Here is a 22,621-nt window from a genome sequence, read left to right on the forward strand (position 1 = left end):
ATGGCCGAGGCCGAGACCGCCAGTGATGCCGCTCGGATTGCCGAAATCCAGACGCGCCTGTCCGATATCGACGCCTGGTCGGCGGAAGCCCGCGCCGCCTCGATCCTGAAGGGTCTGGGGTTTGACGACGAAGAACATTCCCGCCCCTGCTCTGCCTATTCCGGCGGCTGGCGCATGCGTGTGGCACTGGCGGGCGTGCTGTTTGCCCAACCCGATCTGCTTCTTTTGGACGAACCAACCAACTATCTGGATCTTGAAGGCGCGCTGTGGCTGGAAAGCTATTTGGCCGCCTACCCGCATACAGTGTTGGTGATCTCTCACGACCGCGGACTTCTGAACCGGGCGGTGGGGTCAATCCTGCACCTCGAAGATAGAAAGCTGACCCTCTATCAAGGCCCCTATGACACCTTTGCCGAGGTCCGCGCCGCCCGCATTGCCGCCGCGCAGTCCGAGGCCAAGAAACAAGACGCCCGCCGCGCCCATCTGCAAAGCTTTGTGGACCGCTTCCGCGCCAAGGCCACCAAGGCCAAACAGGCGCAGTCACGCCTGAAGATGATTGAGAAGATGAAGCCGATCTCCACCCCGCAGGAAGCGGCGATGCGGGCGTTTTCCTTTCCCGAACCCGAAGAAATGTCGCCGCCCATTATCCACATCGAAGGTGGCACCACGGGCTATGGCGAGGTCGAGATCCTCAAACGGCTGAACCTGCGCATTGACCAAGACGACCGCATCGCACTTTTGGGCAAAAACGGTCAGGGCAAATCGACCCTGTCAAAAATGCTCGCTGATCGTCTGCCGGTGATGTCGGGGAAGATGACCCGGTCCTCCAAGTTGCGCATAGGCTATTTCGCCCAGCATCAGGTGGATGAGCTTTACGTGGATGAAACCCCGCTGGACCACCTGCGCCGCCTGCGGCCTACCGAGGCCCCGACCCAATGGCGCGCACGCCTTGCAGGCTTTGGACTGGGGTCCGAGCAGGCCGAAACCGAGGTTGGACGCCTGTCCGGTGGCCAGAAAGCGCGCCTGTCGCTGCTGATCGCCACCATTGACGCCCCGCATATGCTGATCCTCGATGAACCCACCAACCACCTGGACATCGAAAGCCGCGAGGCATTGGTCGAGGCACTGACCGCCTATTCCGGCGCGGTTATTCTCGTGTCCCACGATATGCACCTGCTCAGCCTTGTGGCGGATCGCCTGTGGCTGGTGTCTAACGGGTCGGTAAAACCCTACGAGGGCGACCTGGACAGTTACCGCGAGATGCTGTTGCAACGCGACAAGCCCACAGCAAAGTCCGAGGCCGCAAAACCCGCCAAACCCAAACGCGCAGGCCGGGACGAAATCCTCGCCCTCAGGTCCGAGGTGCGCAAATCCGAGGCCCGGGTTGAAAAGCTGACCGACATGCGCGAGAAATTGGACGCAAAGCTCGCCGATCCAACCCTATACGAAAGCGGCAAGCAGTCCGACATTGAGGTCTGGCAAAAGAAACACGCCGAATGCGTGGAAGCGCTGGACCGGGCAGAGGCGCTTTGGATGGACGCCCTTGAAAAACTCGAAATGGCAGAAACCGCATGATTGACAGCGCCTTTCTGATTACGTCCTTTGTCACGCTCTTTGTGATCATTGACCCGGTGGGCCTGCTGCCGGTCTTTGTGGCGCTGACCCAAGGGATGAGCGATCAGCAAAGGCGTTCGATTGCAGTGCGCGCCACCCTCACCGCCACAGGCATTCTGACACTGTTTGCACTGTTTGGCGAAAGCGTTTTGAACTTTGTCGGCATCTCCATGCCCGCCTTCCGGGTCGCCGGGGGCGTGCTGTTGTTCCTGACCGCCCTTGATATGCTGTTTGAACGGCGCACCAAACGCCGTCAGACTCAGGGCGAAGAAGTTGACCCGACCGAGGATGACCCCTCGATCTTTCCAGTCGCGATACCGCTGATCGCAGGCCCCGGCTCTATTGCCACTGTCATTCTGCTGGTGGGACAGCATCCGGGCCTCAATGGCTTTGCCGCCGTCATGGGCGTCGTGGTGCTGGTTCTGGTGGTGATGCTGGCAATGTTCATGGTCTCTGGTTTGCTGGAACGTATGTTGGGCCCCGTTGGCATCAATGTTGTCACGCGGCTTCTCGGCATGCTGCTGGCCGCCCTTTCCGTGCAGTTCGTTCTGGACGGTCTGCGCGACTTTGGGTTTGCCAACTAGAAATCGAAGCCGCCGCGACTTACATCAAAGACATGGATGTCTTTGAAAGGTGCAACACATGAGCGGCGACAACACGGCAAGTCTGATCTATTTGGTCGTGCTTTTGGTGGCGATTGGCTCGTGGGTCTTTGTGCAAAACCGTTTGTCGCTGGGCAAAGTGATCCAACAGCTGGCCATCTGGGCGTTTATCTTTATCGGTGTGATTGCCGTCTATGGGCTGTGGGGAGACATTCGCCACACTGTGCAGCCGCAGCAAATGGTGCTTGAAGATCAGGGTCAGGTCGTTGTCCCCCGAAGTGCGGACGGGCATTATTATCTGACCTTGCAGATCAACGGCCAACCGCTCCAAGCCATGGTCGACACCGGTGCGAGCGATCTGGTGCTGTCCATGGAAGACGCAGAACGCATTGGCATAGATACAGAGACGCTCAGGTTCTTGGGGCGTGCCAGCACCGCCAATGGCGAAGTGCGAACCGCGCGCGTTACTTTGGATGACGTATCCTTGGGAGCAACTGTCGACAACAATGTGTCAGCGGTGGTTAATCAAGGGGATCAACGCAAAACGCTTCTGGGGATGAGCTACCTGCGCCGTTGGTCGAGCTTTGAAATCCGTGACAGTCAGATGATCCTGACGCGCTGAGTGCCCGACCGGTCAAAGACGCGCCTATCGGCGCGTGCCTCCGGCGGGAGTATTTCTGGCCAAAAGAAAAAACGCCCGCCGCACCTCAGCAAAGTTTGCGCCATAGCGCGCGGCGGGGCTTCTTCTGGCACGGCCATCGGCTCTCCAGCCTGAACCGCAAAAGAACAAAAGCAGATCGAAGTTAATCTTCCGTTACTTCTTTTGGCCCCAAATACTCCGGGGTGAATGCGCGACACGCGCAGAGGGGCAGCGCCCCTATTCCGATTTGCTTTCCGCTTTCTTTTCCCAACGGCCGGTTTCTTCCGACCAATACTGCGCTGCACAGCCTGCATCCGTCAGAGTCTTCCACTGGCCGCGCGCGGTCTGCACAGCATCAGGATCAGTGCCGTCAAACAGAATACAGACCCGCTCCAGATCGCCTACCTCTTTCGGCGTGACCTCTGCGCCGTCTACGCACATTACGCAGTGTGGCCCATTGGCAGCCGGTCCGGTTGTCAGCAACACCGGCTGCAACGCGTCATGAGGACCGCCTGCCAGCCCATGCGCAAGGAAGCTCTCGCCTGCGCCCATCCACAGCACATCATCCAGCCAGCCCAGGCGCCCTTCGTCAGGGCCGCGCACGGCAATACGCCAGCCCGCCGCGCGGGCCTTTTCGAGAAGCACCGGCAAGGTGGCCTGCAAGGGCTTCTGGGTCAGGTGATAGAAATAGACGGCTCCCATGGGCTGGGCTTACTCTGCCTCGAACTTGTCGGCAACCAGACGCGACAGGGCCGCAACGCCCCAGCCTGTGGCCCCTTTGGGCGCGTAATCGGTGGCTGCCTTGACCGAGGCAACACCTGCGATGTCTAGGTGAATCCAAGGCGTGCCCTCTTTGATGAACCGCTGCAGGAATTGCGCCGCGGTGATCGAACCGGCGGGGCGGCCGCCGACGTTCTTCATATCAGCGATGCGCGATTTCAACTGGTCGTCATAGGCTTTGCCCAGCGGCATGCGCCATGCCCCTTCCCCTTCGGCGCTCGCCGCTTTCAGGAAGGCATTGCACAGGTCATCATTGTTGGAGAAGACGCCCGCGTTCTCGTGACCAAGACCAATGATGATCGCCCCGGTCAGCGTTGCCAGATCAATCACACCGGCTGGCTTGAAACGCTCCTGCGCATACCAGAGGACATCACAGAGAACCAAACGCCCTTCGGCATCGGTATTGATGATTTCGACCGTGTCGCCCTTCATGGATTTCACCACATCGCCCGGACGGGTTGCGGTGCTGGATGGCATGTTTTCCACTAGGCCAACAAGGCCTACGACATTGGCTTTGGCTTTGCGCAGTGCCAGCGCGCGCATGGTACCGGACACAACGCCTGCGCCGCCCATATCCATGGTCATGTCTTCCATGCCACCGGCCGGTTTCAGCGAGATACCACCCGTGTCAAACACCACACCCTTACCAACCAGGGCCAGCGGGGCATCGCCCTCAGTGCCGCCGTTCCAAGTCATCACCACCACTTTGGACGGGCTGGCAGAGCCCTGACCAACCGAGAGCAGCGTGCGCATGCCAAGCTCTTCAAGCTTGTCTTCTTCCAGAACCTCGACCTCAAGGCCCAAAGCTTCCATTTCAGCCAGACGATTGGCAAATTCCGTGGTGGTCAGAACGTTTGCCGGTTCGTTGACCAGATCACGGGTCATGTGAACCCCTTCGGCGACGGCCAGCAGCGGCGTGAAGGCCTCGGTCATTTCTGGAACTTTGGAATGGCCAAGGACCACCTCGCCCGGTGCCTCTGCATCTGCGGTCTTGTGATCCTCAAACGTATAGGCCCGCAACGCAATACCAAGAGCCAGCTCGGCAGCTTTGGGCATATTGCCCGCCATGACGGTCATTAGCTTGCCTGCAGCTGCAATTGCCAGCGCCGCACCCGCCTTGCGGGCCTCAAGCGGGGTCGTCTTGCGCGGCAGCACCAGAATATGGAGCGCGTCCACCTGCAAACCCGAAGGCCATGCTAGAGTGATCACCTGACCGGCCTTTGCCTTCTGAAAGCTCTCGGCTTCGATCAATCGTGCCAACGCGCCCTTGGTTGCACGGTTCACCACGCGGCCCGCCTGATCCATCGTGCCTTCGGGTGTCACAACGATAGCGAGCTGGCCCGCCAAAGAAGGAACAGATTTCGGATCGATTTCGGCAAAACGGATCGGGGTCAATGCGGGCATTTAAGTCTCCTGTACAATCGCCACACGCGAAAAATGCGTTTGGTTTCCACAAGTCCTAGCCCGCCAAGCATCCGATTGCCAGAGCCAGCTTGCCGATCAACCAAACGAGCGGAAGAAGGGAGTTTTCCCTGCCTGTCAAATCCACTAAGGTCCGCAACAACGGGCGTGTAGGCGCTCTTGGGAAAGGTTGGAGCGGCGAAATTGTGTTTTTCAGTGCCGTGCCGAATAAGAAACGACAAGGGACGGTCCTGTGAAGCTTGATCTCTACTATGCGCGCCGGTTTCTGACCTGGTTCGTTATGATCAGTGTTATGCTTATGACGCTGGTTCTGCTGATCGACTTCAGTGAACAGCTGCGTCGGTTCGACGGTGTTGATCTGAGCGCAATGCAGCTATTGGCGCTGGCTTTGTTGAAATCCCCCGCCGCGTTCTACGAATTTCTGCCGCTGATTATGATCCTCACCACCATTGTGCTGTTCATCGGTCTGGCCCGCAGCAGCGAACTGGTGGTGACACGCGCCATTGGCCGGTCGGGCATTCGGGCCTTGGTGCCCCCGGTCATCGCCGCGTTCCTTATCGGAGGCCTAACCGTCAGCCTGCTGAACCCGATCGTGGCCGCCACAGCCAATCGTTATAAAACCCTGTCGGAACGCTATCGCAATGCGGACACGGCTGCGGTGTCGCTGACCGGAGAAGGCCTGTGGCTGCGTCAAGGCGGCGACACCGGGCAGTCGGTTATTCACGCAGGCAACTATAGTGGCGATGCTGACACGCTGGTTCTGTTTGACGTTTCGATCCTCGCCTATGACGCGGAAGGCTCTCCCAAGAGCCGCACTTTGGCGTCGCAGGCGCGGTTGGAAAACGGCGATTGGCTGCTGCAAGACGCAAAGGTCTGGCCGCTTGCGCCGGGTCTGAACCCCGAGCTGGGCGCGAGCCAAAGCGATGAGTTGCGGGTGCCGACGACACTGACAAACGAGCAGATCCGAGAGACCCTGGATACGTCGGAAGGGATCTCGGTCTATGATCTGCCGCGCACAATCACCGCTTTGCAGCAGGCTGGCTTTTCCACCACGCGCTTTCAGGTCTGGCTGCAGGTGGAACTGGCGCGCCCCCTGTTTCTGGTCGCCATGGTTATGGTCGGCGCGGCTTTCACCATGCGCCATGCACGTCTGGGCGGCACTGGGCTTGCCGTGCTGGCGTCCATCCTTCTGGGCTTTGGTCTTTACTTTGTTCACAATTTCGCTCAGATCCTTGGAGAAAACGGGCAAATCCCCGTGGCTCTCGCGGCCTGGGCACCGCCGGTTGCGTCAATATTGCTGACCATGGGGCTCTTGCTTCATGCCGAGGACGGTTAAGAAAAAGACATGCGCCTGATCCCTCTGCTTTCCACAGTTGCGCCGCTTCTGGCGTTTTTGCTTCAGCCCGGCAGCGCGGCCGAGGCGCAGACAGCACCTGCCGCGCGCCCTGCCCCCGTATCTCCTGCGCAGACTGCGCTTCCGCCTGCGTCATTGGTGGCTGACAAGATTTTCATTTCGCCCGAACGGGATCTGATTGCAGAAGGCAATGTGGAAGCCTTTTACGGGGAAACCCAGTTACAAGCCGAGAGGGTCGCCTTCAACAAAGAGACCGGCCTTTTGCGCATTGATGGGCCGATCCGCATCAATGACGGCACCAGAACCACAATCCTTGCCAATTCCGCAGAGATGGACAGCGCCCTGCGCAATGGCATTCTGCGCGGAGCCTATATGGTCTTTGACCAGCAGGTCCAGCTGGCCTCGCTGCAAATGAACCGCGTCGAAGGCCGTTACACGCAGCTTTATAAATCAACACTGACCTCCTGCGATGTCTGCGAGGACGGTCGCGCCCCGATCTGGGCAATTCGCGCACAGCGCATCACCCATGATCAGCAGGAAAAACAGCTCTATCTGGAAAGCGCGCAGCTGCGTCTGTTTGATGTGCCGGTGTTCTACTTTCCAGCCCTGCGCTTTCCTGACCCAACTCTGGATCGGGCGACCGGGTTTCTGGTGCCGCGGTTTTCTTCCACTTCGAATTTCGGAACTGGGATCAAAGTTCCTTATTTCATCAAAATGGGGGATCATCGCGACCTGACGATCACCCCGTTTGTCTCTGAAAGAAGCCGGGCGCTTGACCTGCGATATCGGCAAGCCTTCCGAAATGGCGAGATCGCAGTCACCACCGGCATCGCAAAAGACGACATTCGCCCGGATGACAACCGCGGGCATTTCTTTGCCACAGGCCGCTTTGATCTGCGCCGCGGATATCGCCTGCGATTTGACCTCAAAAGCGTCTCGGACGAAGGGTATCTGGCCGATTATGACATCTCGGATGCCGACCGTTTGCGCTCGGAAATCACCCTGATCAAAGCCCGGCGCGACAAGCTGCTTCAGGCCGGGTTGACCCGCTATAAATCCTTGCGCGACAGCGAACCGCAGGATTTTGTGCCTACGGATATTATCGCCGCCACCTACGAGGAACGTTTTTTCCCAAAACTGGTGGGCGGAGAGCTGCGCATCGGTTTGGATATTCTGGATTTCACCCGTTCGTCCGGGCTTGCAGCCACCGCGACCGAGGCCAACGGCCGCGATATGAGCCGGATCTCGGCGGATGCGGATTGGCGCCGCCATTGGGTGCTGCCCTATGGGGTGCTGGCCGAAGGGCGGCTCGGGCTGGGTGTCGACAGCATTGGGCTGACCGACGATGCGGTGTTCGAGGACAATGCGACCCTTGTGACGCCCCGCAGCGCGCTGACCCTGCGGTTGCCGATGCAGCGCCGCACCGTTTCGGGCGACCGGCAATTGCTGGAACCTGTGGTACAGATCGGCTGGACCAATGTAAGCGGTGACGCGATCCCGAATGAGGCCTCAAATATCTCCGAATTTGATCAGGGCAACCTATTGTCCCTATCCCGTTTCCCCGAAGACGACGCCCGTGAAGACGGGCTTTCTGTTGTTTACGGGGTGAACTGGCAGCATGTGGATGCAGACGGTTGGCAATTGGGTGTCAGCGCCGGTCAAATCTGGCGCGATAACAGCGATCCCCGCTTCAGCGACACCTCTGGTCTGAATGGGTCGACCTCTGACCTATTGCTGGCCACCCAGTTGCAGCTGCGCGACGAGCTGACGATCACAGCGCGTGGCCTGTGGGACAAAGCCTATGAGGTCTCCAAAGCCGAAGTGCGTGGCGATTGGCGGCGCGATGATTTCTCGCTTATTGGCAGCTATCTGTGGCTACAGGAAGACGCCGCCGAGAACCGCTCAGATGAAACCAATGAACTATGGCTCGATGGGTCTTATGCCATAAATGGCAATTGGACCGCCGCCGCCAATGTCCGCTATGACATTGCAGACGACCGCGCCACCCGCGCAGGCCTTGGCCTGATCTATCAGAACGAATGCGTCACCCTGAACCTGTCGATGAACCGGCGCTTCACCTCTACAGAAAGTGTTGAGCCGACGACCGATTTCGGATTTACATTGTCTCTCAACGGGTTTTCCGTGAAGTCCGGCAGCAAAACCTATAGGCGATCATGCAGCACAACTTGAGTTCCCGCACTTGCTTTTCCCGACCGCGTCGCGCCGGTCGTACCCTGCGCCGCAGCGCTCTTGTTTTGGGACTGGCCCTCGCGGCCCTTCCTGTATCGCTTCTGCCGACAGCCAATGGCCTGCAGGTCATGGCACAGGGGCTGTTTTCCCCGGCCATTTCCGTGGATGACGACGTGATCACCCGCTACGAACTGGAACAGCGGGCCCGTTTTCTGGAAGTCACAGGAAGCTCGTCTGACCCGCTCAACGAGGCCCGCGAAGAGCTGATCCTTGATGCCTTGCGCCGCAAGGCGCTGCGGGATGTGGGGCTGGTGGCCAACGAAGAAGACGTCACTCAGGGCATGCGTGATCTGGCACAACGTGCCAATCTGTCGTTAGAGCAATTTGTGGCAGGGCTGAAGCAATCTGGTGTCGATGTCCAAACCCTGCGTGACTACACCGCCACCAGCCTGGCGTGGCGCGACTATGTGGCGGGCCGTTTTCTGGGCCAGGCCCGGCCAACCGAAGACGAAATAGACCGTGCCATGGGGCAGTCTCAGGTGGGCAGCGTCCAGGTCCTTCTGGCCGAAGTGATTTTGCCAATCACTCCGGAAACCGCTCTCGAAACCGAAGATCTGGCCCTGCAGATTGCAGAGATCCGCAGCCCCGCGACGTTTGCTGCAACAGCCGGTCAGTTTTCTGCCGCCGACAGCCGCACCAATGGCGGGCGTCTGCCGTGGATGCCAATCTCGCGCCTGCCGCGTCCGCTTCAATCCCTTGTGCTGGAAATGAAAGTCAATGAGGTCACCGATCCGGTTCCGCTGCAGGGCGCGCTGGCCCTGTTCCAGTTCCACGGCCTGCGTGAAGTTGCCGGGCGTGAACCGAACTATGCCGCCATTGAATATATGCGCTATCTGATCCCCGGAGGCCGCAGCCCCGAGGCCCTCGCCGAAGCGCAGTCCGTTCTGGCACGCGTCGACACCTGCGATGATTTTTATGGCATCGCCAAGGATCAGGACCCCGCTCGTCTGGAACGTATCACCCTGCCCCCATCCGAGCTGCCGCGAGATGTGGCGCTTGAACTGGCAAAGCTGGACAGCAACGAAACCTCCACCGCGCTCACACGCGATGGCGGGCAAAACTTGATGGTTCTTATGCTCTGTGGTCGCACAGCAGAGCTTGCCTCTGACGAAGATGACATCCGCACCACTGTGGCCAATGCTTTGACCCAAAAACGTCTTTCGGAACTGGCCGACAGTTTCCTTGAACAACAAAAGGCCAACGCCCGGATCGATTTCAAATGACCCCACAACAGGGCGCAGCCGATGCACAGGGGGTAATTGCCCTCTCTTGTGGTGAACCCGCGGGCATTGGTCCGGAAATCGCAGTTAAAGCCTGGGACAACCTGCGCGGCGCCTGCCCATTTGTCTGGCTTGGCGATCCGCGCGCCCTGCCCAAGGGGACGCCGTGGCGCACAGTCAAATCCCCCGACGAAGCCCGCGATCTGGCGGCGTTTGCCTTGCCCGTTTTGGAACTCCCCTTCGCAGGCGCGATGACACCGGGCCAGGCTGACCCGCGCAATGCAGCCGGGGTGATCCAAGCTATTAAGACCGGTGTGGAGCTGGTCCAGTCAGGTCAGGCGGCGGCCCTGTGCACGGCCCCGATCCACAAAAAAGCCCTGATTGACGGCGCGGATTTTGCCTATCCGGGCCATACGGAGTTTCTTGCAGCCCTTGGCGACCGCAAACGTGTTGTCATGATGCTGGCCTCGGACCGTCTGCGGGTGGTGCCCGCAACCATTCACATTGCGCTCGCCGAGGTCCCCAAGGCTCTGACCCCGGCTGTGCTGCGCGAAACCATCGAAATCACTGCAAACGGCCTGACCCAACAATTTGGTATCAGCCAGCCCCGCATTGCAATTGCCGGGCTCAACCCGCATGCCGGCGAAGGCGGCGCAATGGGGAACGAGGAACTGGCCTGGATCAATGGCCTTTTAAACACCATGCAAGGCGAAGGCTTTACCCTCACCGGCCCGCATCCGGCAGACACGCTGTTTCACGCTGCCGCCCGTGCCCGCTATGATGCAGCCATCGCCATGTACCACGATCAGGCCCTGATCCCGATCAAAACGCTGGACTTCGACCAGGGTGTCAATGTCACCCTTGGCCTGCCCTTTATCCGCACGTCGCCGGATCATGGCACGGCCTTTGATATTGCAGGCCAAGGCATTGCCAATCCCGACAGCCTGATCGCGGCGCTGCGCATGGCCCAGACCATGGCAAAGTCCAGCCAAACTTCTTTTGGCTAAAAATACTCCGGGGTGAATGCGCGGCACGCGCAGAGGGGCAGACGCCCCTTACCCCCTTTCCAGATCGCACACATCCGCTTATGAAGCCCCTCATGAGTGCCATCGACAATCTCCCCCCGCTGCGCGAAGTCATCGCGACCCACCAGCTCTCGGCCAAGAAATCCTTGGGCCAGAACTTCCTGCTGGATCTGAACCTGACCGCAAAAATCGCGCGTCAGGCAGGTGATCTGACGGAATGCGACGTTCTGGAAATCGGCCCCGGCCCCGGTGGTCTGACGCGCGGGCTTTTGTCCGAAGGCGCCCGGCGCGTGCTGGCGATCGAAAAAGACGCCCGCTGCCTGCCTGCTCTGGAACAGATTGCTGCGGCCTATCCGGGCCAACTGCAGGTCATCAACGGCGACGCGCTTGAAATCGACCCGCTTGAACATCTCACCCCGCCGATCCGTATCGCAGCCAATCTGCCCTACAATGTCGGCACCGAACTTCTGGTCCGTTGGCTGACACCGCAACAATGGCCGCCGTTCTGGCAGAGCCTGACGCTGATGTTCCAGCGCGAGGTCGCGGAACGCATTGTGGCCCAGCCAGGCTCTAAAGCCTATGGTCGCCTTGCCATTCTCGCCCAATGGCGCGCGGATGCGAAAATCGCCGTGTCCCTGCCGCCCGAAGCCTTCACGCCACCGCCCAAGGTCAGCTCGGCCGTGGTGCATCTGACCGCCCTGCCTGAACCGCGCTACCCGGCGGATGCGGCAACACTGTCCCGTGTGGTGGCTGCGGCCTTCAACCAGCGTCGCAAGATGCTGCGCGCCTCTCTGAAGGGCGTGGCCCCCAATATCGAAGACCACCTCGCAGTCGCCGGCATCCCGCCGACCGAACGCGCAGAGCAGGTGAGCCTCGAGGCGTTCTGCGCCCTTGCCCGCAGCCTGAAACCACTGGAGTGACCCAAATGACCGCTGCCACCTCTATTCGTCCTGAAATGCCCGAGGATGCGGCAGCGATCTTTGATCTGACACAGACCGCCTTTGCATCGATGCCTTACAGCGATGGCACAGAAGGCCCCATCGTTGAGGGTCTGCGGCGCGACGGGGATCTGCTGCTGTCGCTGGTGATGGAACAGGACAAGCAAATCATCGGGCATATTGCCTTTTCACCGGTCACCTTCGCAGACAGTCCAGAGGCGACCGGCTGGTGTGCGCTAGGTCCTGTCAGCATTGCTCCAGATCATCAGGGCAAAGGACTGGGTCGCACCCTGATTGAGACAGGTTTGGATCAGATGCGCGCCAAGACCTGCCCGGGCATTGTCCTCATTGGCGCCCCTGACCTCTATGGCCGCTTTGGCTTTAGTGCGGACTGTGGTCTGACCTATCAGGGGCTGGACGGGAAATACGTTCAGGCCCTGAACCTCGTGGAAGCCACAGCGATGCCGCGCGGTGAAATACATTTCGCAGCGGCGTTCAACTTGGCATAAGAAGCGAACGTCAAAGCACACGTCAGGCAAAGAAAAACCCCGGTCATCCTGCGATGCCGGGGCTTTTTATTTGTTTTGTTGAACCGATCACTCTGCCGCTTCTGGGGTGCCCTCAGCACTGGGTTTGGGCTTGCGAGTGCGCTTGGGCTTCTCGCCCTCGGCAGGTGCCTCGCCTTCAGCAGCCGCCGCAGACTTCGCAGGCGCACGGCGTGTGCGTGGCTTACGTGCTGGCTTCTTGGCCGCAGCAGGTGGCTCCCCTTCCGGGGTTTCAACCAGACCGCTGTCAGAAGCTTCCGCTTCCGGTGCCGCTTCTTCGCGCGGGTCGGTCATTTCATTCTGGGACGCTTCAGGTGCTGCGGGGGCCTCCGCAGCGACTTCAGCCGCAGCAGCCGCTTCGCGCTCCTGACGTTCCAGACGCTCTTGGCGTTCGCGGTCCCGCTCTGCCTGGCGTTCGCGGTTCTGGCGTTCCTGCTCTTCGCGGCGCGCTTCGATTTCGCGCTGTGCTTCGTTCAGCATGCGCAGGTAATGTTCCGCGTGCTGTTGGAAATTCTCGGTTGCCACGCGGTCATTGCCCAGCTGCGCATCGCGCGCCAGCTGATTGTATTTGTCAATGATCTGCTGCGGGGTTCCGCGTACTTTTCCCTCGGGGCCGGAGCTGTCGAACACGCGGTTCACAACATTTGCGCCATTGGGGCGGTTGCGGTTCGATTTCGAACGCGAACGTGATTTTGACGATCTCATATGCCTACGTCAGCCTTGGGTTTATTTGTCGATGACCACGTGATGGGCGCGTTTGCGCCGGGTCTTCGAATTTTTTGGGCTTGGCGTCGCCGAGAGGAGCGTTTTAAGTCCTCTTGCAACAGCGACACTTTGAGTAACCATGTATCGGCGCCTCATACAAGAGGGTAACACGGAAAATCCTGAAATTTCGTTCGCAAATCGGGCTTTTTCGAACAAAAAACGCTTATCAGACCGAATTGTCGGCGGTCTTCACGCCCAACACCACGCGGTCACGCCCATCCAGATCCGGCAGTACCCGAACCGCGTCAAGTCCAGCGTCTGTGAAGAAACCCGCCACCGCAGCCCCTTGTGTGGGGCCAATTTCTACCAAAACACGGCCACCTGGGGCCAGAAAAGCCCCAACACCAGAGGCAATTGCGCGATAACAGCTTAACCCGTCGCCGCCATCGGTCAGGGCCAGATGGGGTTCGTGGTTCAACACCTCGTCCGACAGGCCATCCATTTCCTCGAGCGCGATATAGGGTGGGTTGGACACGATCAGATCGAACTTTCCCTCTATTGCAGAAAACCAGTCAGACTGCCGAATGTCGCAGCGCGCCTCGACCCGGTGCAAAACCGCATTGGCCGATGCCTGAAGGCAGGCCGCCTCGCTGAGATCCACACCCAGCCCCTGTGCGCCTTCTCGTTCGGCCAGCAGCGTCACCAGAATGCAGCCGGAACCCGTCCCCAGATCCAAAACCCGTTCGAACGGCTGTGCCAGCGCTGCTTCGATCAGACTTTCGGTTTCCGGGCGCGGGTCAAGCACCTCGCCCGAGACCTTAAAGCGGCGCCCATAGAATTCCCGTTCGCCAATCAGATGCGACACGGGCACCCGGATGGCCCGCAAAGAGACCAGCTGCTCGTAGCGTTCTGCCACATCCTCGGCCAGTTCCTCAGGCGCAATCAGGGTGACCCGGCTGGCTTCGATCTTGGCTGCATGTGCCAGCAATACCCGCGCATCGCGTGCGGGGTCTGCCACACCTGCGGCCCGAAGACGCGCGGCGGCGGCGGCCATGGCCTGCGCAGCCGTCAGAGGTTGAGCTGAGCTCATTGCCCCATCTCCGCCAGCTGCTTCGCCTGATGATCCGCGGTCAGCGCATCAACGATTTCATCCAGATCGCCGCCCATGATCTGTTCCAGCTTATAAAGCGTTAGGTTGATCCGGTGGTCCGACATCCGCCCCTGTGGGAAATTATAGGTGCGAATACGTTCGGAACGGTCGCCCGAGCCGACCTGACTGGCCCGATCCGCCGAACGTTCGCTGTCGATGCGCTGGCGCTCCATATCGTAAAGCCGGGTGCGCAGCACCTGCATGGCGATCTCGCGGTTGCGGTGCTGGGATTTTTCCGAACTGGTGACAACAATTCCTGACGGCAAGTGGGTAATCCGCACCGCCGAGTCCGTGGTGTTCACGTGCTGCCCGCCTGCCCCTGAAGACCGCATGGTGTCGATCCGCAGGTCATTGGCGTTAATCTCAATATCTACATCTTCGGCTTCGGGCAGCACGGCAACTGTAGCAGCCGACGTATGAATGCGCCCGCCGCTTTCGGTCGCGGGCACGCGCTGTACCCGGTGCACACCGCTTTCGTATTTCAATCGGGCAAAGACGTTTTCGCCTTTGATATGGGCGACCACCTCTTTGATCCCGCCCAGTTCGGTTGCGGCTTCCTCAATAATGTCAAATTGCCAGCCGCGCGCCTCGGCATAGCGCTGATACATGCGCAGCAGGTCGCCCGCAAACAGCGCAGCCTCATCCCCGCCGGTGCCGGGACGGATTTCCAGCATCGCCGGTTTGGTGTCGGCCGCATCCTTGGGCAAAAGCGCGATCTGCAGCGCTGCCTCGGCCTCGGGCAGGCGCGCCTTCAACTGCGGCAGCTCTTCTTCCGCAAGCGCCTTCATATCCGGGTCCGACAGCATCAGCTCCGCTTCTTCCAGATCCGCAAGAAGCTGGCGGTAGCTGGCCACCTGATCGGCCACCGGTTTCAGATCAGAATATTCCTTGGCCAGCGCCGCAATATCGCCCGACCCGTCGGCCATGGCGGCTTCCAGATACTCAAATCGCTGTTGGATCTGCACGAGACGGTCTTCGGGGATCATTCGGGGCCATTCCTGTTGTTTTTTGCTCCCGTTTTGGCACGGGTGAGACATGTGATAGGGTAGAGCCATGAAACTTGCCAGTGTTCTTGTACTCTCCGGCCTGCTTCTGCCTGCAATTGCGGTGGCAGATCCTGCCGCGGATCCGGCCATGCAATCGCAGGTGCACCCCGTTTGGCAGCCGCCCCCCTATGCAAAACCACCCGATTGCTTTTGCACCGACCGGAGCGGCGCAAGGATCGAACTGGGCCAGCAACTGTGTCTTCAGGTGGATGGGCGCATGTTCACCGCCCAATGCCAGATGTCGCTGAATGTGCCCATGTGGCGCAAGCTGCATGACGGCTGCGCAACCTCACAGCACCCTCAACAGGGTTTTGCTCACATCTGATCCAGCCAGCGACTGACGCGCTTTCGGTTTACCCCAAGATCGCTGCCACCAAAGCGCAGGCGGGCAAAGATCAAGAGATCATCGCCCTTCTGCTGCACGGTCGTATAATCTGGGAAATTCCAGACCAGCGACCGGGTGATGTAGGTCACCCGCCCTTCCGCCACACTGCCCGCCAGAACAGAGGTGCGCGGCGTGGCCCGGATGATCACATCCAAAGCGGCCAAATCACCCCCGTCAACACGGCGTTGGACGCCGCCGGGCAGCGTGTCATCTGTCGTAAACTCCAGCGGCTGATGCCAGCGCGCAGGGTCCGACGGCGCCAGTCGCACCCAAGCTCCCAGCCCGAGCACACCCAGCATCGCGACCGCAAAGATCAGCCCCATGCGGCTCACTCAGCGGTGTCGGATTGCTGCGGCAGAATACACAGCATTTCGTAAACCAGATTGGCGGCAACCAGCGATGTGGTTCCGGTCGGATCATAGGCAGGGGCCACCTCGACCATATCGCAGCCAACAAGGTTCACACCTTTCAGCGCGCGGATGAGTTCCAGCATCTGCATCGAAGTCAGGCCGCCAATCTCGGGCGCGCCAGTTCCGGGCGCAAAAGCTGGGTCCAGCGCGGAAATATCAAAGCTCAGGTAGACCGGGCGGCCGCCAATATCGCGGCGGATTTCTGCGCCAAGACCGGCAAGAGATCGGTTCCAAAGCTCGGACGCCAGGAAATGCTGGAACCCCCAGCCCTGCGCATCCTTCAGCTCGGTCGCGGTCTCCCCCGTGCCACGCAGACCGATCTGATAGACTTTCTCTGCATCCACCAGACCTTCTTCCTGCGCGCGGCGGAACACGGTCCCGCCGGTGTCACGCTCACCAAAGGTTGCCTCGCTGGAATCGCTGCGTGCATCCACATGGATCACCGCAACAGGCCCGTGTTTGCGCGACATGGCACGCAGAATCGGCAGGGTGATCGACTGATCCCCGCCCAGCGCAACCGGTACAACATCGCTGCCCGCAAGGATGGCTTCAAAGCTTTCCTCAACAATGCGCAGCGTATCCGGCAAGGAATAGGTGTTGATCGCCAGATCGCCAATATCGGCAATATTGTGGGTGTCAAACGGCGCATCACCGGTGGTCAGGTTATAAGGGCGGATTGCCGCGCTTTGGTTGCGGATTTCCTTGGGCGCGAACCGTGCGCCAGACCGCCAGGAGGTGCCGATATCCATAGGCACGCCCAAAATCGCCACATCCAGCCCGTCCAACGAATGGGCCAGCGGCAGCCGCATAAAAGTGGTGGGGCCCGAAAACCGTGCCAGATCATTGCCACTGATCGGTTGGTTCAGCTCTGTCATTCTTGCCTCGTTCTCCGGCCTGTTCTGCCGGGATTTGCGTTTTGCAACTTGGGCGCCCCATCATGGCCATCTGGGACCATGGGCACCGGGTTCGGAAAAGACATGTCAGGTTTTGACACCCAACACGCCTCCCACTCCGCTCACCCCGCACATACCCAAAGGCGAAACTCTTGTCATCCGCCGACCGCACGCCGGACGAAATCAACCCAGCGGCTGTGCCTTCTCTACAAGCCTTGCAAAGAAGGAGGCCCCAATCGGTGCAATGTCGTCGTTGAAGTCATACGCCGGGTGGTGCAGCCCGGCACTGTCGCCCTGACCAACGAACAAATAGGCCCCGGGCCGCGCCTCCAGCATATAGCCAAAGTCTTCGGCCCCCATTTCACGACTGGCCTGCCCCTGCACGCGGTCGTCGCCCGAAATATCTTTGGCCACACCCGTGGCAAAACTTGCCTTTTCCGGGTCATTCACGGTTGGCGGGTAGCCTTCTTCATATTCCAGCACGGCCTCAACCCCATAGGCGATGGCCTGGCCTGCACAAATCTCTTCCATCCGCCGACGCACCATGGCCTGCACGGATTTGTCAAAGGTGCGCACCGTGCCGTTGATATAGGCGGTTTCCGGGATCACATTGTCGATCGTGCCGGTGTGGATCTGCGTCACAGACACCACCAGATCCCCCAGCGCATGGTGATTGCGGCTGACAATGGTCTGGATGGCAGTTGCAATGGCACAGGCCGCAACCACCGGATCACGCGCCTCATGTGGCATCGCCCCATGACCGCCCAAACCTTTAATATTAATATGGAACGTATCGACCGCCGCCATAATCGGTCCCGGTGTGGTCAGGAAATACCCCTCGGGCAAACCCGGCGCATTGTGCAGCGCATAGACCTCACCAATGTCAAAGCGGTCCATGATCCCTTCTTCGACCATAATCCGACCCCCGCCAATGTTTTCCTCGGCCGGCTGAAAGATCAGCGCAACGCGGCCCGAAAATTTACGTGTTTCGGTCAGATATTTGGCCGCCCCCAGCAACATGGTCGTATGGCCATCATGGCCACAGGCGTGCATGGCACCCGCATGAGTCGAGGCATATGCCGCACCGGTTTCCTCTGTCATGGGCAGCGCATCCATATCAGCGCGCAAGCCAATGGTTGGCCCCTCGCCCTGCCCTTCGATGAGTGCAACAATCCCGGTCTGCGCGATCCCTTCGTGAATCTCATCCACGCCGATCTCGCGCAGACGCTCGGCAACAAAGGCCGCGGTTTTGGGCAGATCCAGCCCCAGCTCCGGGATCTGGTGCAGCGCGCGCCGCCAGCCCTTCATTTCCTCGGCATAATCGGCGATACGGTTCACAACCGGCATAACGCGGCTCCTGACAAAGACTCGGGGTTCCCTGAAGGTAAAACACGCAAAGCGAGTAAGGTGCAATGGAAGACACGTCCCTGATCCACAACCGCGACGCAGGCATCGAACGTTTGCTTGAAATCATGCGCGCCCTGCGCGATCCAGAGGCAGGATGCCCCTGGGACATTGAGCAAACCTTTGCCACCATTGCCCCCTACACCATTGAAGAAGCCTACGAGGTCGCCGACGCCATCGAACGCGAGGCCTGGGACGAACTCAAAGGCGAACTCGGCGATCTGTTGTTTCAATCTGTCTTTCACGCACAGATGGCGGATGAAGCAGGGCATTTCAATTTTCAGGATGTCGTGCGCGTGATGTCCGACAAAATGGTCTCACGTCACCGGCATGTGTTCGGCGATCAAAGCAACCAGAAATCCGCCGACCAGCAGATCGCGGACTGGGAAGCCATCAAAGCGGAAGAACGCGCCGCCAAGGCAGAGACCGGCACGCTCGACGGGGTTGCTCCCGGCCTGCCCGCCCTGCTGCGCGCCTACAAACTGCAAAAACGCGCCGCACGCGTCGGCTTTGACTGGCCGACCACAACCGAAGTGCTGGCAAAAATCACCGAAGAAGCCGCCGAACTGGTGGAAGCCCGCGAAACCCTCACTCAGGATCAGGTCGAAGAAGAGTTTGGTGATCTGATGTTTGTGATGGCCAATCTGGGCCGTCATCTCGGGGTAGAACCCGAAGCCGCCCTACGTCGCACCAACGCCAAATTCATCCGCAGATTCGAAGGCGTCGAGGCCAAACTCGCCGCGCGTGGCAAAACGCCCGTCCAATCCGATCTCTCAGAGATGGATGCCCTTTGGGACGCAGTGAAGGCAGACGAAAAGGCCGCCAAGACGGCAAAGTAACACAATTCGCACCTCAAACGGCGCCCCAAGCTGGTCACCTCCGCCTGCCCCCCGTGCCAACTTCATCTTTTTTAAAATATCCTGGGGTGAATGCGCGTCTGCGCAGAGGGGCAAAGCCCCTCCCCTGCTCCCGGTCGCCAAATCAATACGCAAGAACCCGCCAACCCACGGCAAACACTGGACATCCCCTGCCCGCCTTGCAACTGTCGCGCGATACGACCCCGGAGAAACAAGAATGACCGCCCGCAAAATCATTATCGATACCGACCCCGGCCAAGACGATGCCGTTGCTCTCTTGCTGGCCCTTGCCAGCCCGGAAGAGCTGGATCTGCTGGGCGTGACATGCGTGGCCGGCAATGTCCCGCTCGCCCGCACCCACACCAACGCCCGCATGGTCTGCGAAGTGGCGGGCCACCCCGAGGTCAAGGTTTTTGCAGGCTGTGAGGCCCCGCTTGAACGCCCGCTGATGACGGCCGAATTTGTCCACGGCCGCACCGGGTTGGATGGCCCCGACCTTTGGGAACCCGAAATGCCCCTGCAGGACCAGCACGGCGTGGACTTCCTTATCGACACCCTGCGCAGCGAAGCCCCTGGCACCGTCACCCTCTGCACCCTCGGCCCGCTGACCAATATTGGCGCCGCCTTCCGCAAGGCCCCCGACATCATCGACCGCGTTCAGGAACTCGTGATGATGGGTGGCGCTTATTTTGAGGTCGGCAATGTGTCCCCGGCAGCGGAGTTCAATATACTCGTCGACCCAGAAGCCGCCGAAACCGTGTTCAAATCCGGCGTGGCAATCACCATGATGCCGCTGGATGTGACCCATAAGGTCCTCACCCTATCCTCCCGTCGTCAGGCATTTCGCGACCTCGGCACCAAAGTTGGCGTCTTCACGGCGGACATGCTTGATTTCTTTGAACGGTTCGACGTTGAGAAATATGGCAGCGACGGTGGTCCCCTGCATGATCCTTGTGTGATTGCCTACTTGCTGAAGCCCGCGCTGTTCAGCGGTCGCCACATCAACGTCGAAATCGAAACGCAGTCCTCCCTGACCGTCGGCATGACCGTCGCCGACTGGTGGCGGGTGACCGATCGCACGCCAAACGCGATGTTCATGCGCGATGTGGATGATACCGGGTTCTTTGAGCTGCTGACCGAACGGTTGGGCCGTCTATGATCCTGCCGGGAACACCAGCGCAGCTTATCAATGGGCTCATTGCGCCAGCAGATGCGGAATGGCCCGCCCTGGCGCAGCGGGAATGCGACCGCTGGCGTGCCGCCGCCCTGCCCGGCCTTCTGCGCATCCATCACATCGGCTCCACTGCTGTCAAATCCATGCCAGCCAAGCCGGTTCTGGACCTTCTGCCGGAGTTTGGAAGCCTCGACGCGCTTGACGCCGCGCGCGCACAGATCGAAGGCCTAGGGTATCAATGGATGGGCGAATACGGCCTGCCCGGTCGGCGCTATTGTCGCTTGGACGACCCCAAGACCGGCAACCGCACGGTGCAGGCCCATGCCTATGTTCAGGGATCGCCCGAGATCACGCGCCATCTGGCTTTTCGCGACGCATTGCGTGCCAATGCCAGCTTGCGGGCGGCTTATGCAGCGGTCAAAGGCAAATGTGCGGCCTTGCACCCGGGCGACGCTCGGGGCTATGGGAAGTGTAAGTCCGACTGGATCCAGAAAGTCGAAGCCCGCGCCCTTGCCGCCGCTTCTGCGTCCGGGCCCATTGCCCCGCCTATCGCCCCGGTTGAGGAGCCCCCGTCATGAGCGCCGCCCTACATCTTGCCCGCCCCGAAGATCTGCCCGCCGTTCTGCGGCTGGTCGCGTCCTTTCACGAAGGCGCAGGTATCCACTCTGACGACGCCGCCCGCGAAGCCGCGCTTGTACCGCTTCTGGAAGGCAACCCCTATGGTGCCATTTACCTGATCGGGCCAACCCGCGCGCCGATTGGCTATGTGGTGGTGACGTTTGGCTGGTCAGTGGAACTGGGCGGTATGGACAGTTTTGTCGACGAAATTTTCATCCGCCCCGCCGTGCGCGGCCGCGGCATCGCAACCGAAGTTTTGGGCAAACTGGCCACCACCTTGAAAAGCGCAGGCATCAAAGCCCTGCATCTTGAAGTCGACCGTGAAAACGAAGCCGCACAGCGCCTTTACAGCCGCGCCCGCTTTCGGGCCCGCGACAGCTATATGCTGATGACCCGGATGCTTTAGTCGCTGGTGACAAGCAGATCCGAGCCCGGCTCCATGCGGAACCGCTCATCCCCTACGGAAAACAGAATATTGCAAGCGCCGCTGCATCGGTGCCCCTCTGGAACAACCGTTGCAATCCGAACGCCGGTTTCTTGCGCCTCTGCCAAGACAGTGGCCAACCGGAAGGCCTCTGCCTCATCGCCGCCATCACTGGCCAGCCAAAGGCCAATGGGAGCATGGCGCGGCTCTTCCAGGGCTGCAGCCCAGAAGGCCACGAGGAACCCGGTTCGGCCGTCCTCGTGGATCTCTCCACTCAGGCGCAAACCTCCGGGCGTGCGTTCCCATTCGGCAAAAGACAGGCCGGGCACAAGGCATAAAGCCAGTGCAAAGGCGGAAATGCAGGCGGATTTCTTTTGATAGTCTGACACGACAGGACCCCTTTACGTAACACTCCCCCTGTTTTCGGGGGTTGGCCCAGCTTGTCATGTAATCGTTACAAAACCCAGACTCGCGCCGCAGAAACGCAAAAGGGCGCACAAAATTTGCGCCCTTCCTAGGGAGGGTTCGTCAATAATTGAAACATTGTCACCCAGCAGGCAACAATGGGATCTGCGGAGCCTTATCCAAGGCGATCAAACCCCGATTGCGCGGGTCGTCTACAATCTCGATCGCGCGCCCATAGGCTTCAAACCCGGAGCGTTCGTAAAAGCCCAGCGCCTGCGGACTGTCCAGCGTACAGGTATGGACAAAGAACCGTTTGATGGGGCGGGCAAAGGCCCGTTCCAACGCGTGTTCCATCAGCCAGCGGCCAATCCCGCCGCCCACCAGATCGGGCGCCAGCCCAAAGAAGGAAAGTTCACAGTCGCCATTGTCGAACCACTCAAGTTCCAGCAAGCCGAGATCCCGCCCTGCGCGGCTCACGGACCAGACCTCGACCGCGTCGCGCGCCAGATGCGCGGCCAGCTTCTCGTCGGCCATCTCAAGGCGCGAGAACCAAAGGTAGTCTTCACCAACCAAACGGTAGAGATCGCGGTACCAATCCACGGTCGGTGCGGCGTGGCGCTGTACAGACAGCCCCGAAGGCAATGACACGTCACGCGAAGCCGGGCGCGCGAACATCTGCAAATAGGTCACCACAGCGGCGATTTTGCCGGGGGTGAGCTCGGTTATACCGTCCGCTAGGGTCATCTGAGATCTCTCGTAT

24 protein-coding genes are annotated in these 22,621 nt (G+C 60.0%); 14 read left to right on the top strand and 10 right to left on the bottom strand.

From position 1 onward, the window contains the following. The 3 genes from TRM7557_RS15565 to TRM7557_RS15575 all read left to right on the top strand — a co-directional run. On the top strand, window positions 1–1,575 hold a 1,575-nt coding region (locus tag TRM7557_RS15565; protein ID WP_058291154.1), incomplete at its 5' end, for an ABC-F family ATP-binding cassette domain-containing protein. Beyond that, a complete protein-coding gene (locus TRM7557_RS15570; protein WP_058291155.1) occupies window positions 1,572–2,198 on the top strand; it encodes a MarC family protein in 627 nt (208 codons plus the stop codon). The genes TRM7557_RS15565 and TRM7557_RS15570, both read left to right, overlap by 4 nt. A 58-nt stretch (window positions 2,199–2,256) precedes the next feature. Further along, the gene (locus TRM7557_RS15575; protein ID WP_058291156.1) at window positions 2,257–2,838 is read left to right on the top strand and encodes a retropepsin-like aspartic protease family protein; all 582 of its coding nucleotides are present in this window, start codon (window positions 2,257–2,259) and stop codon (window positions 2,836–2,838) included. A 255-nt stretch (window positions 2,839–3,093) separates the two neighbouring features. Here the strand turns inward: TRM7557_RS15575 and TRM7557_RS15580 are convergent, their stop codons facing one another. Further along, on the bottom strand, window positions 3,094–3,558 hold the full coding sequence (locus TRM7557_RS15580) for a DNA polymerase III subunit chi (RefSeq protein WP_058291157.1): 465 nt from the start codon (window positions 3,556–3,558) through the stop codon (window positions 3,094–3,096). A 9-nt stretch (window positions 3,559–3,567) separates the two neighbouring features. Next, window positions 3,568–5,040 carry a leucyl aminopeptidase gene (locus TRM7557_RS15585; protein WP_058291158.1) on the bottom strand — a complete coding sequence of 491 codons (1,473 nt, stop codon included), beginning with the start codon at window positions 5,038–5,040 and terminating at the stop codon, window positions 3,568–3,570. Window positions 5,041–5,290: 250 nt separating this feature from the next. Here TRM7557_RS15585 and lptG point away from each other — a divergent pair, with 250 nt between their 5' ends. The 6 genes from lptG (at window position 5,291) to TRM7557_RS15615 (ending at window position 12,354) form a co-directional block, all read left to right on the top strand. Then, the gene (gene lptG / locus TRM7557_RS15590) at window positions 5,291–6,394 is read left to right on the top strand and encodes an LPS export ABC transporter permease LptG (RefSeq protein WP_058291159.1); all 1,104 of its coding nucleotides are present in this window, start codon (window positions 5,291–5,293) and stop codon (window positions 6,392–6,394) included. Between the two features lie 9 nt (window positions 6,395–6,403). Then, entirely contained in the window at window positions 6,404–8,602 is a 2,199-nt protein-coding gene (locus TRM7557_RS15595) for an LPS-assembly protein LptD (protein WP_058291160.1), read from the top strand. Then, the gene (locus tag TRM7557_RS15600) at window positions 8,599–9,885 is read left to right on the top strand and encodes a peptidylprolyl isomerase (RefSeq protein WP_058291180.1); all 1,287 of its coding nucleotides are present in this window, start codon (window positions 8,599–8,601) and stop codon (window positions 9,883–9,885) included. Before TRM7557_RS15595 ends, TRM7557_RS15600 begins: the two co-directional genes overlap by 4 nt. Further along, window positions 9,882–10,889 carry a 4-hydroxythreonine-4-phosphate dehydrogenase PdxA gene (pdxA, locus tag TRM7557_RS15605; protein WP_058291161.1) on the top strand — a complete coding sequence of 336 codons (1,008 nt, stop codon included), beginning with the start codon at window positions 9,882–9,884 and terminating at the stop codon, window positions 10,887–10,889. The genes TRM7557_RS15600 and pdxA overlap by 4 nt, the downstream gene beginning before the upstream one ends. A gap of 92 nt (window positions 10,890–10,981) precedes the next feature. Then, window positions 10,982–11,827 carry a 16S rRNA (adenine(1518)-N(6)/adenine(1519)-N(6))-dimethyltransferase RsmA gene (gene rsmA, locus TRM7557_RS15610; protein WP_058291162.1) on the top strand — a complete coding sequence of 282 codons (846 nt, stop codon included), beginning with the start codon at window positions 10,982–10,984 and terminating at the stop codon, window positions 11,825–11,827. A 5-nt stretch (window positions 11,828–11,832) separates the two neighbouring features. Continuing rightward, window positions 11,833–12,354 (top strand): GNAT family N-acetyltransferase, encoded by a 522-nt coding sequence (locus tag TRM7557_RS15615; protein ID WP_058291163.1) that lies wholly within the window; start codon window positions 11,833–11,835, stop codon window positions 12,352–12,354. An 87-nt stretch (window positions 12,355–12,441) separates the two neighbouring features. On the opposite strand, the gene TRM7557_RS15620 is transcribed toward TRM7557_RS15615, so the two are convergent. The 3 genes from TRM7557_RS15620 to prfA form a co-directional block, all read right to left on the bottom strand. Continuing rightward, window positions 12,442–13,095, bottom strand: coding sequence for a DUF4167 domain-containing protein (locus tag TRM7557_RS15620; RefSeq protein WP_058291164.1), 654 nt, complete (start codon window positions 13,093–13,095; stop codon window positions 12,442–12,444). Window positions 13,096–13,321: 226 nt separating this feature from the next. After that, on the bottom strand, window positions 13,322–14,185 hold the full coding sequence (prmC, locus tag TRM7557_RS15625) for a peptide chain release factor N(5)-glutamine methyltransferase (RefSeq protein WP_058291165.1): 864 nt from the start codon (window positions 14,183–14,185) through the stop codon (window positions 13,322–13,324). Beyond that, window positions 14,182–15,231 (bottom strand): peptide chain release factor 1, encoded by a 1,050-nt coding sequence (gene prfA / locus TRM7557_RS15630; protein WP_058291166.1) that lies wholly within the window; start codon window positions 15,229–15,231, stop codon window positions 14,182–14,184. The genes prmC and prfA overlap by 4 nt, the downstream gene beginning before the upstream one ends. Before the next feature lie 67 nt (window positions 15,232–15,298). Between prfA and TRM7557_RS15635 the strand changes: the two genes are divergently transcribed. After that, a complete protein-coding gene (locus TRM7557_RS15635; protein WP_413081164.1) occupies window positions 15,299–15,616 on the top strand; it encodes a hypothetical protein in 318 nt (105 codons plus the stop codon). Here TRM7557_RS15635 and TRM7557_RS15640 read toward each other — a convergent pair. The 3 genes from TRM7557_RS15640 to TRM7557_RS15650 all read right to left on the bottom strand — a co-directional run bounded on the left by TRM7557_RS15640 (window position 15,607) and on the right by TRM7557_RS15650 (window position 18,326). Next, the gene (locus TRM7557_RS15640; protein ID WP_058291167.1) at window positions 15,607–15,999 is read right to left on the bottom strand and encodes a DUF1499 domain-containing protein; all 393 of its coding nucleotides are present in this window, start codon (window positions 15,997–15,999) and stop codon (window positions 15,607–15,609) included. The genes TRM7557_RS15635 and TRM7557_RS15640 overlap by 10 nt on opposite strands. A 5-nt stretch (window positions 16,000–16,004) precedes the next feature. Continuing rightward, window positions 16,005–16,961: an agmatinase gene (gene speB / locus TRM7557_RS15645; protein WP_058291168.1), complete on the bottom strand. Its 957-nt coding sequence runs from the start codon at window positions 16,959–16,961 to the stop codon at window positions 16,005–16,007. A 201-nt stretch (window positions 16,962–17,162) separates the two neighbouring features. Further along, the gene (locus TRM7557_RS15650; RefSeq protein WP_058291169.1) at window positions 17,163–18,326 is read right to left on the bottom strand and encodes a M20 aminoacylase family protein; all 1,164 of its coding nucleotides are present in this window, start codon (window positions 18,324–18,326) and stop codon (window positions 17,163–17,165) included. Window positions 18,327–18,391: 65 nt separating this feature from the next. Here TRM7557_RS15650 and mazG point away from each other — a divergent pair, with 65 nt between their 5' ends. From mazG to TRM7557_RS15670, 4 genes are all read left to right on the top strand, one after another. Then, window positions 18,392–19,222: a nucleoside triphosphate pyrophosphohydrolase gene (gene mazG / locus TRM7557_RS15655; protein WP_058291170.1), complete on the top strand. Its 831-nt coding sequence runs from the start codon at window positions 18,392–18,394 to the stop codon at window positions 19,220–19,222. A 235-nt stretch (window positions 19,223–19,457) separates the two neighbouring features. Beyond that, window positions 19,458–20,399 (top strand): nucleoside hydrolase, encoded by a 942-nt coding sequence (locus TRM7557_RS15660; protein ID WP_058291171.1) that lies wholly within the window; start codon window positions 19,458–19,460, stop codon window positions 20,397–20,399. Further along, window positions 20,396–20,992: a GrpB family protein gene (locus TRM7557_RS15665; protein WP_082626631.1), complete on the top strand. Its 597-nt coding sequence runs from the start codon at window positions 20,396–20,398 to the stop codon at window positions 20,990–20,992. Before TRM7557_RS15660 ends, TRM7557_RS15665 begins: the two co-directional genes overlap by 4 nt. Then, a complete protein-coding gene (locus TRM7557_RS15670) occupies window positions 20,989–21,438 on the top strand; it encodes a GNAT family N-acetyltransferase (RefSeq protein WP_058291172.1) in 450 nt (149 codons plus the stop codon). The genes TRM7557_RS15665 and TRM7557_RS15670 overlap by 4 nt, the downstream gene beginning before the upstream one ends. On the opposite strand, the gene TRM7557_RS15675 is transcribed toward TRM7557_RS15670, so the two are convergent. Both TRM7557_RS15675 and TRM7557_RS15680 read right to left on the bottom strand, forming a co-directional pair. Then, on the bottom strand, window positions 21,435–21,845 hold the full coding sequence (locus TRM7557_RS15675; protein WP_058291173.1) for a hypothetical protein: 411 nt from the start codon (window positions 21,843–21,845) through the stop codon (window positions 21,435–21,437). The genes TRM7557_RS15670 and TRM7557_RS15675 overlap by 4 nt on opposite strands. A gap of 157 nt (window positions 21,846–22,002) precedes the next feature. Continuing rightward, a complete protein-coding gene (locus tag TRM7557_RS15680) occupies window positions 22,003–22,605 on the bottom strand; it encodes a GNAT family N-acetyltransferase (RefSeq protein ID WP_058291174.1) in 603 nt (200 codons plus the stop codon). Window positions 22,606–22,621: the final 16 nt, after the last annotated feature.

The organism is Tritonibacter multivorans (genome assembly GCF_001458415.1).
Taxonomy (GTDB): Bacteria; Pseudomonadota; Alphaproteobacteria; order Rhodobacterales; family Rhodobacteraceae; genus Epibacterium; species Epibacterium multivorans.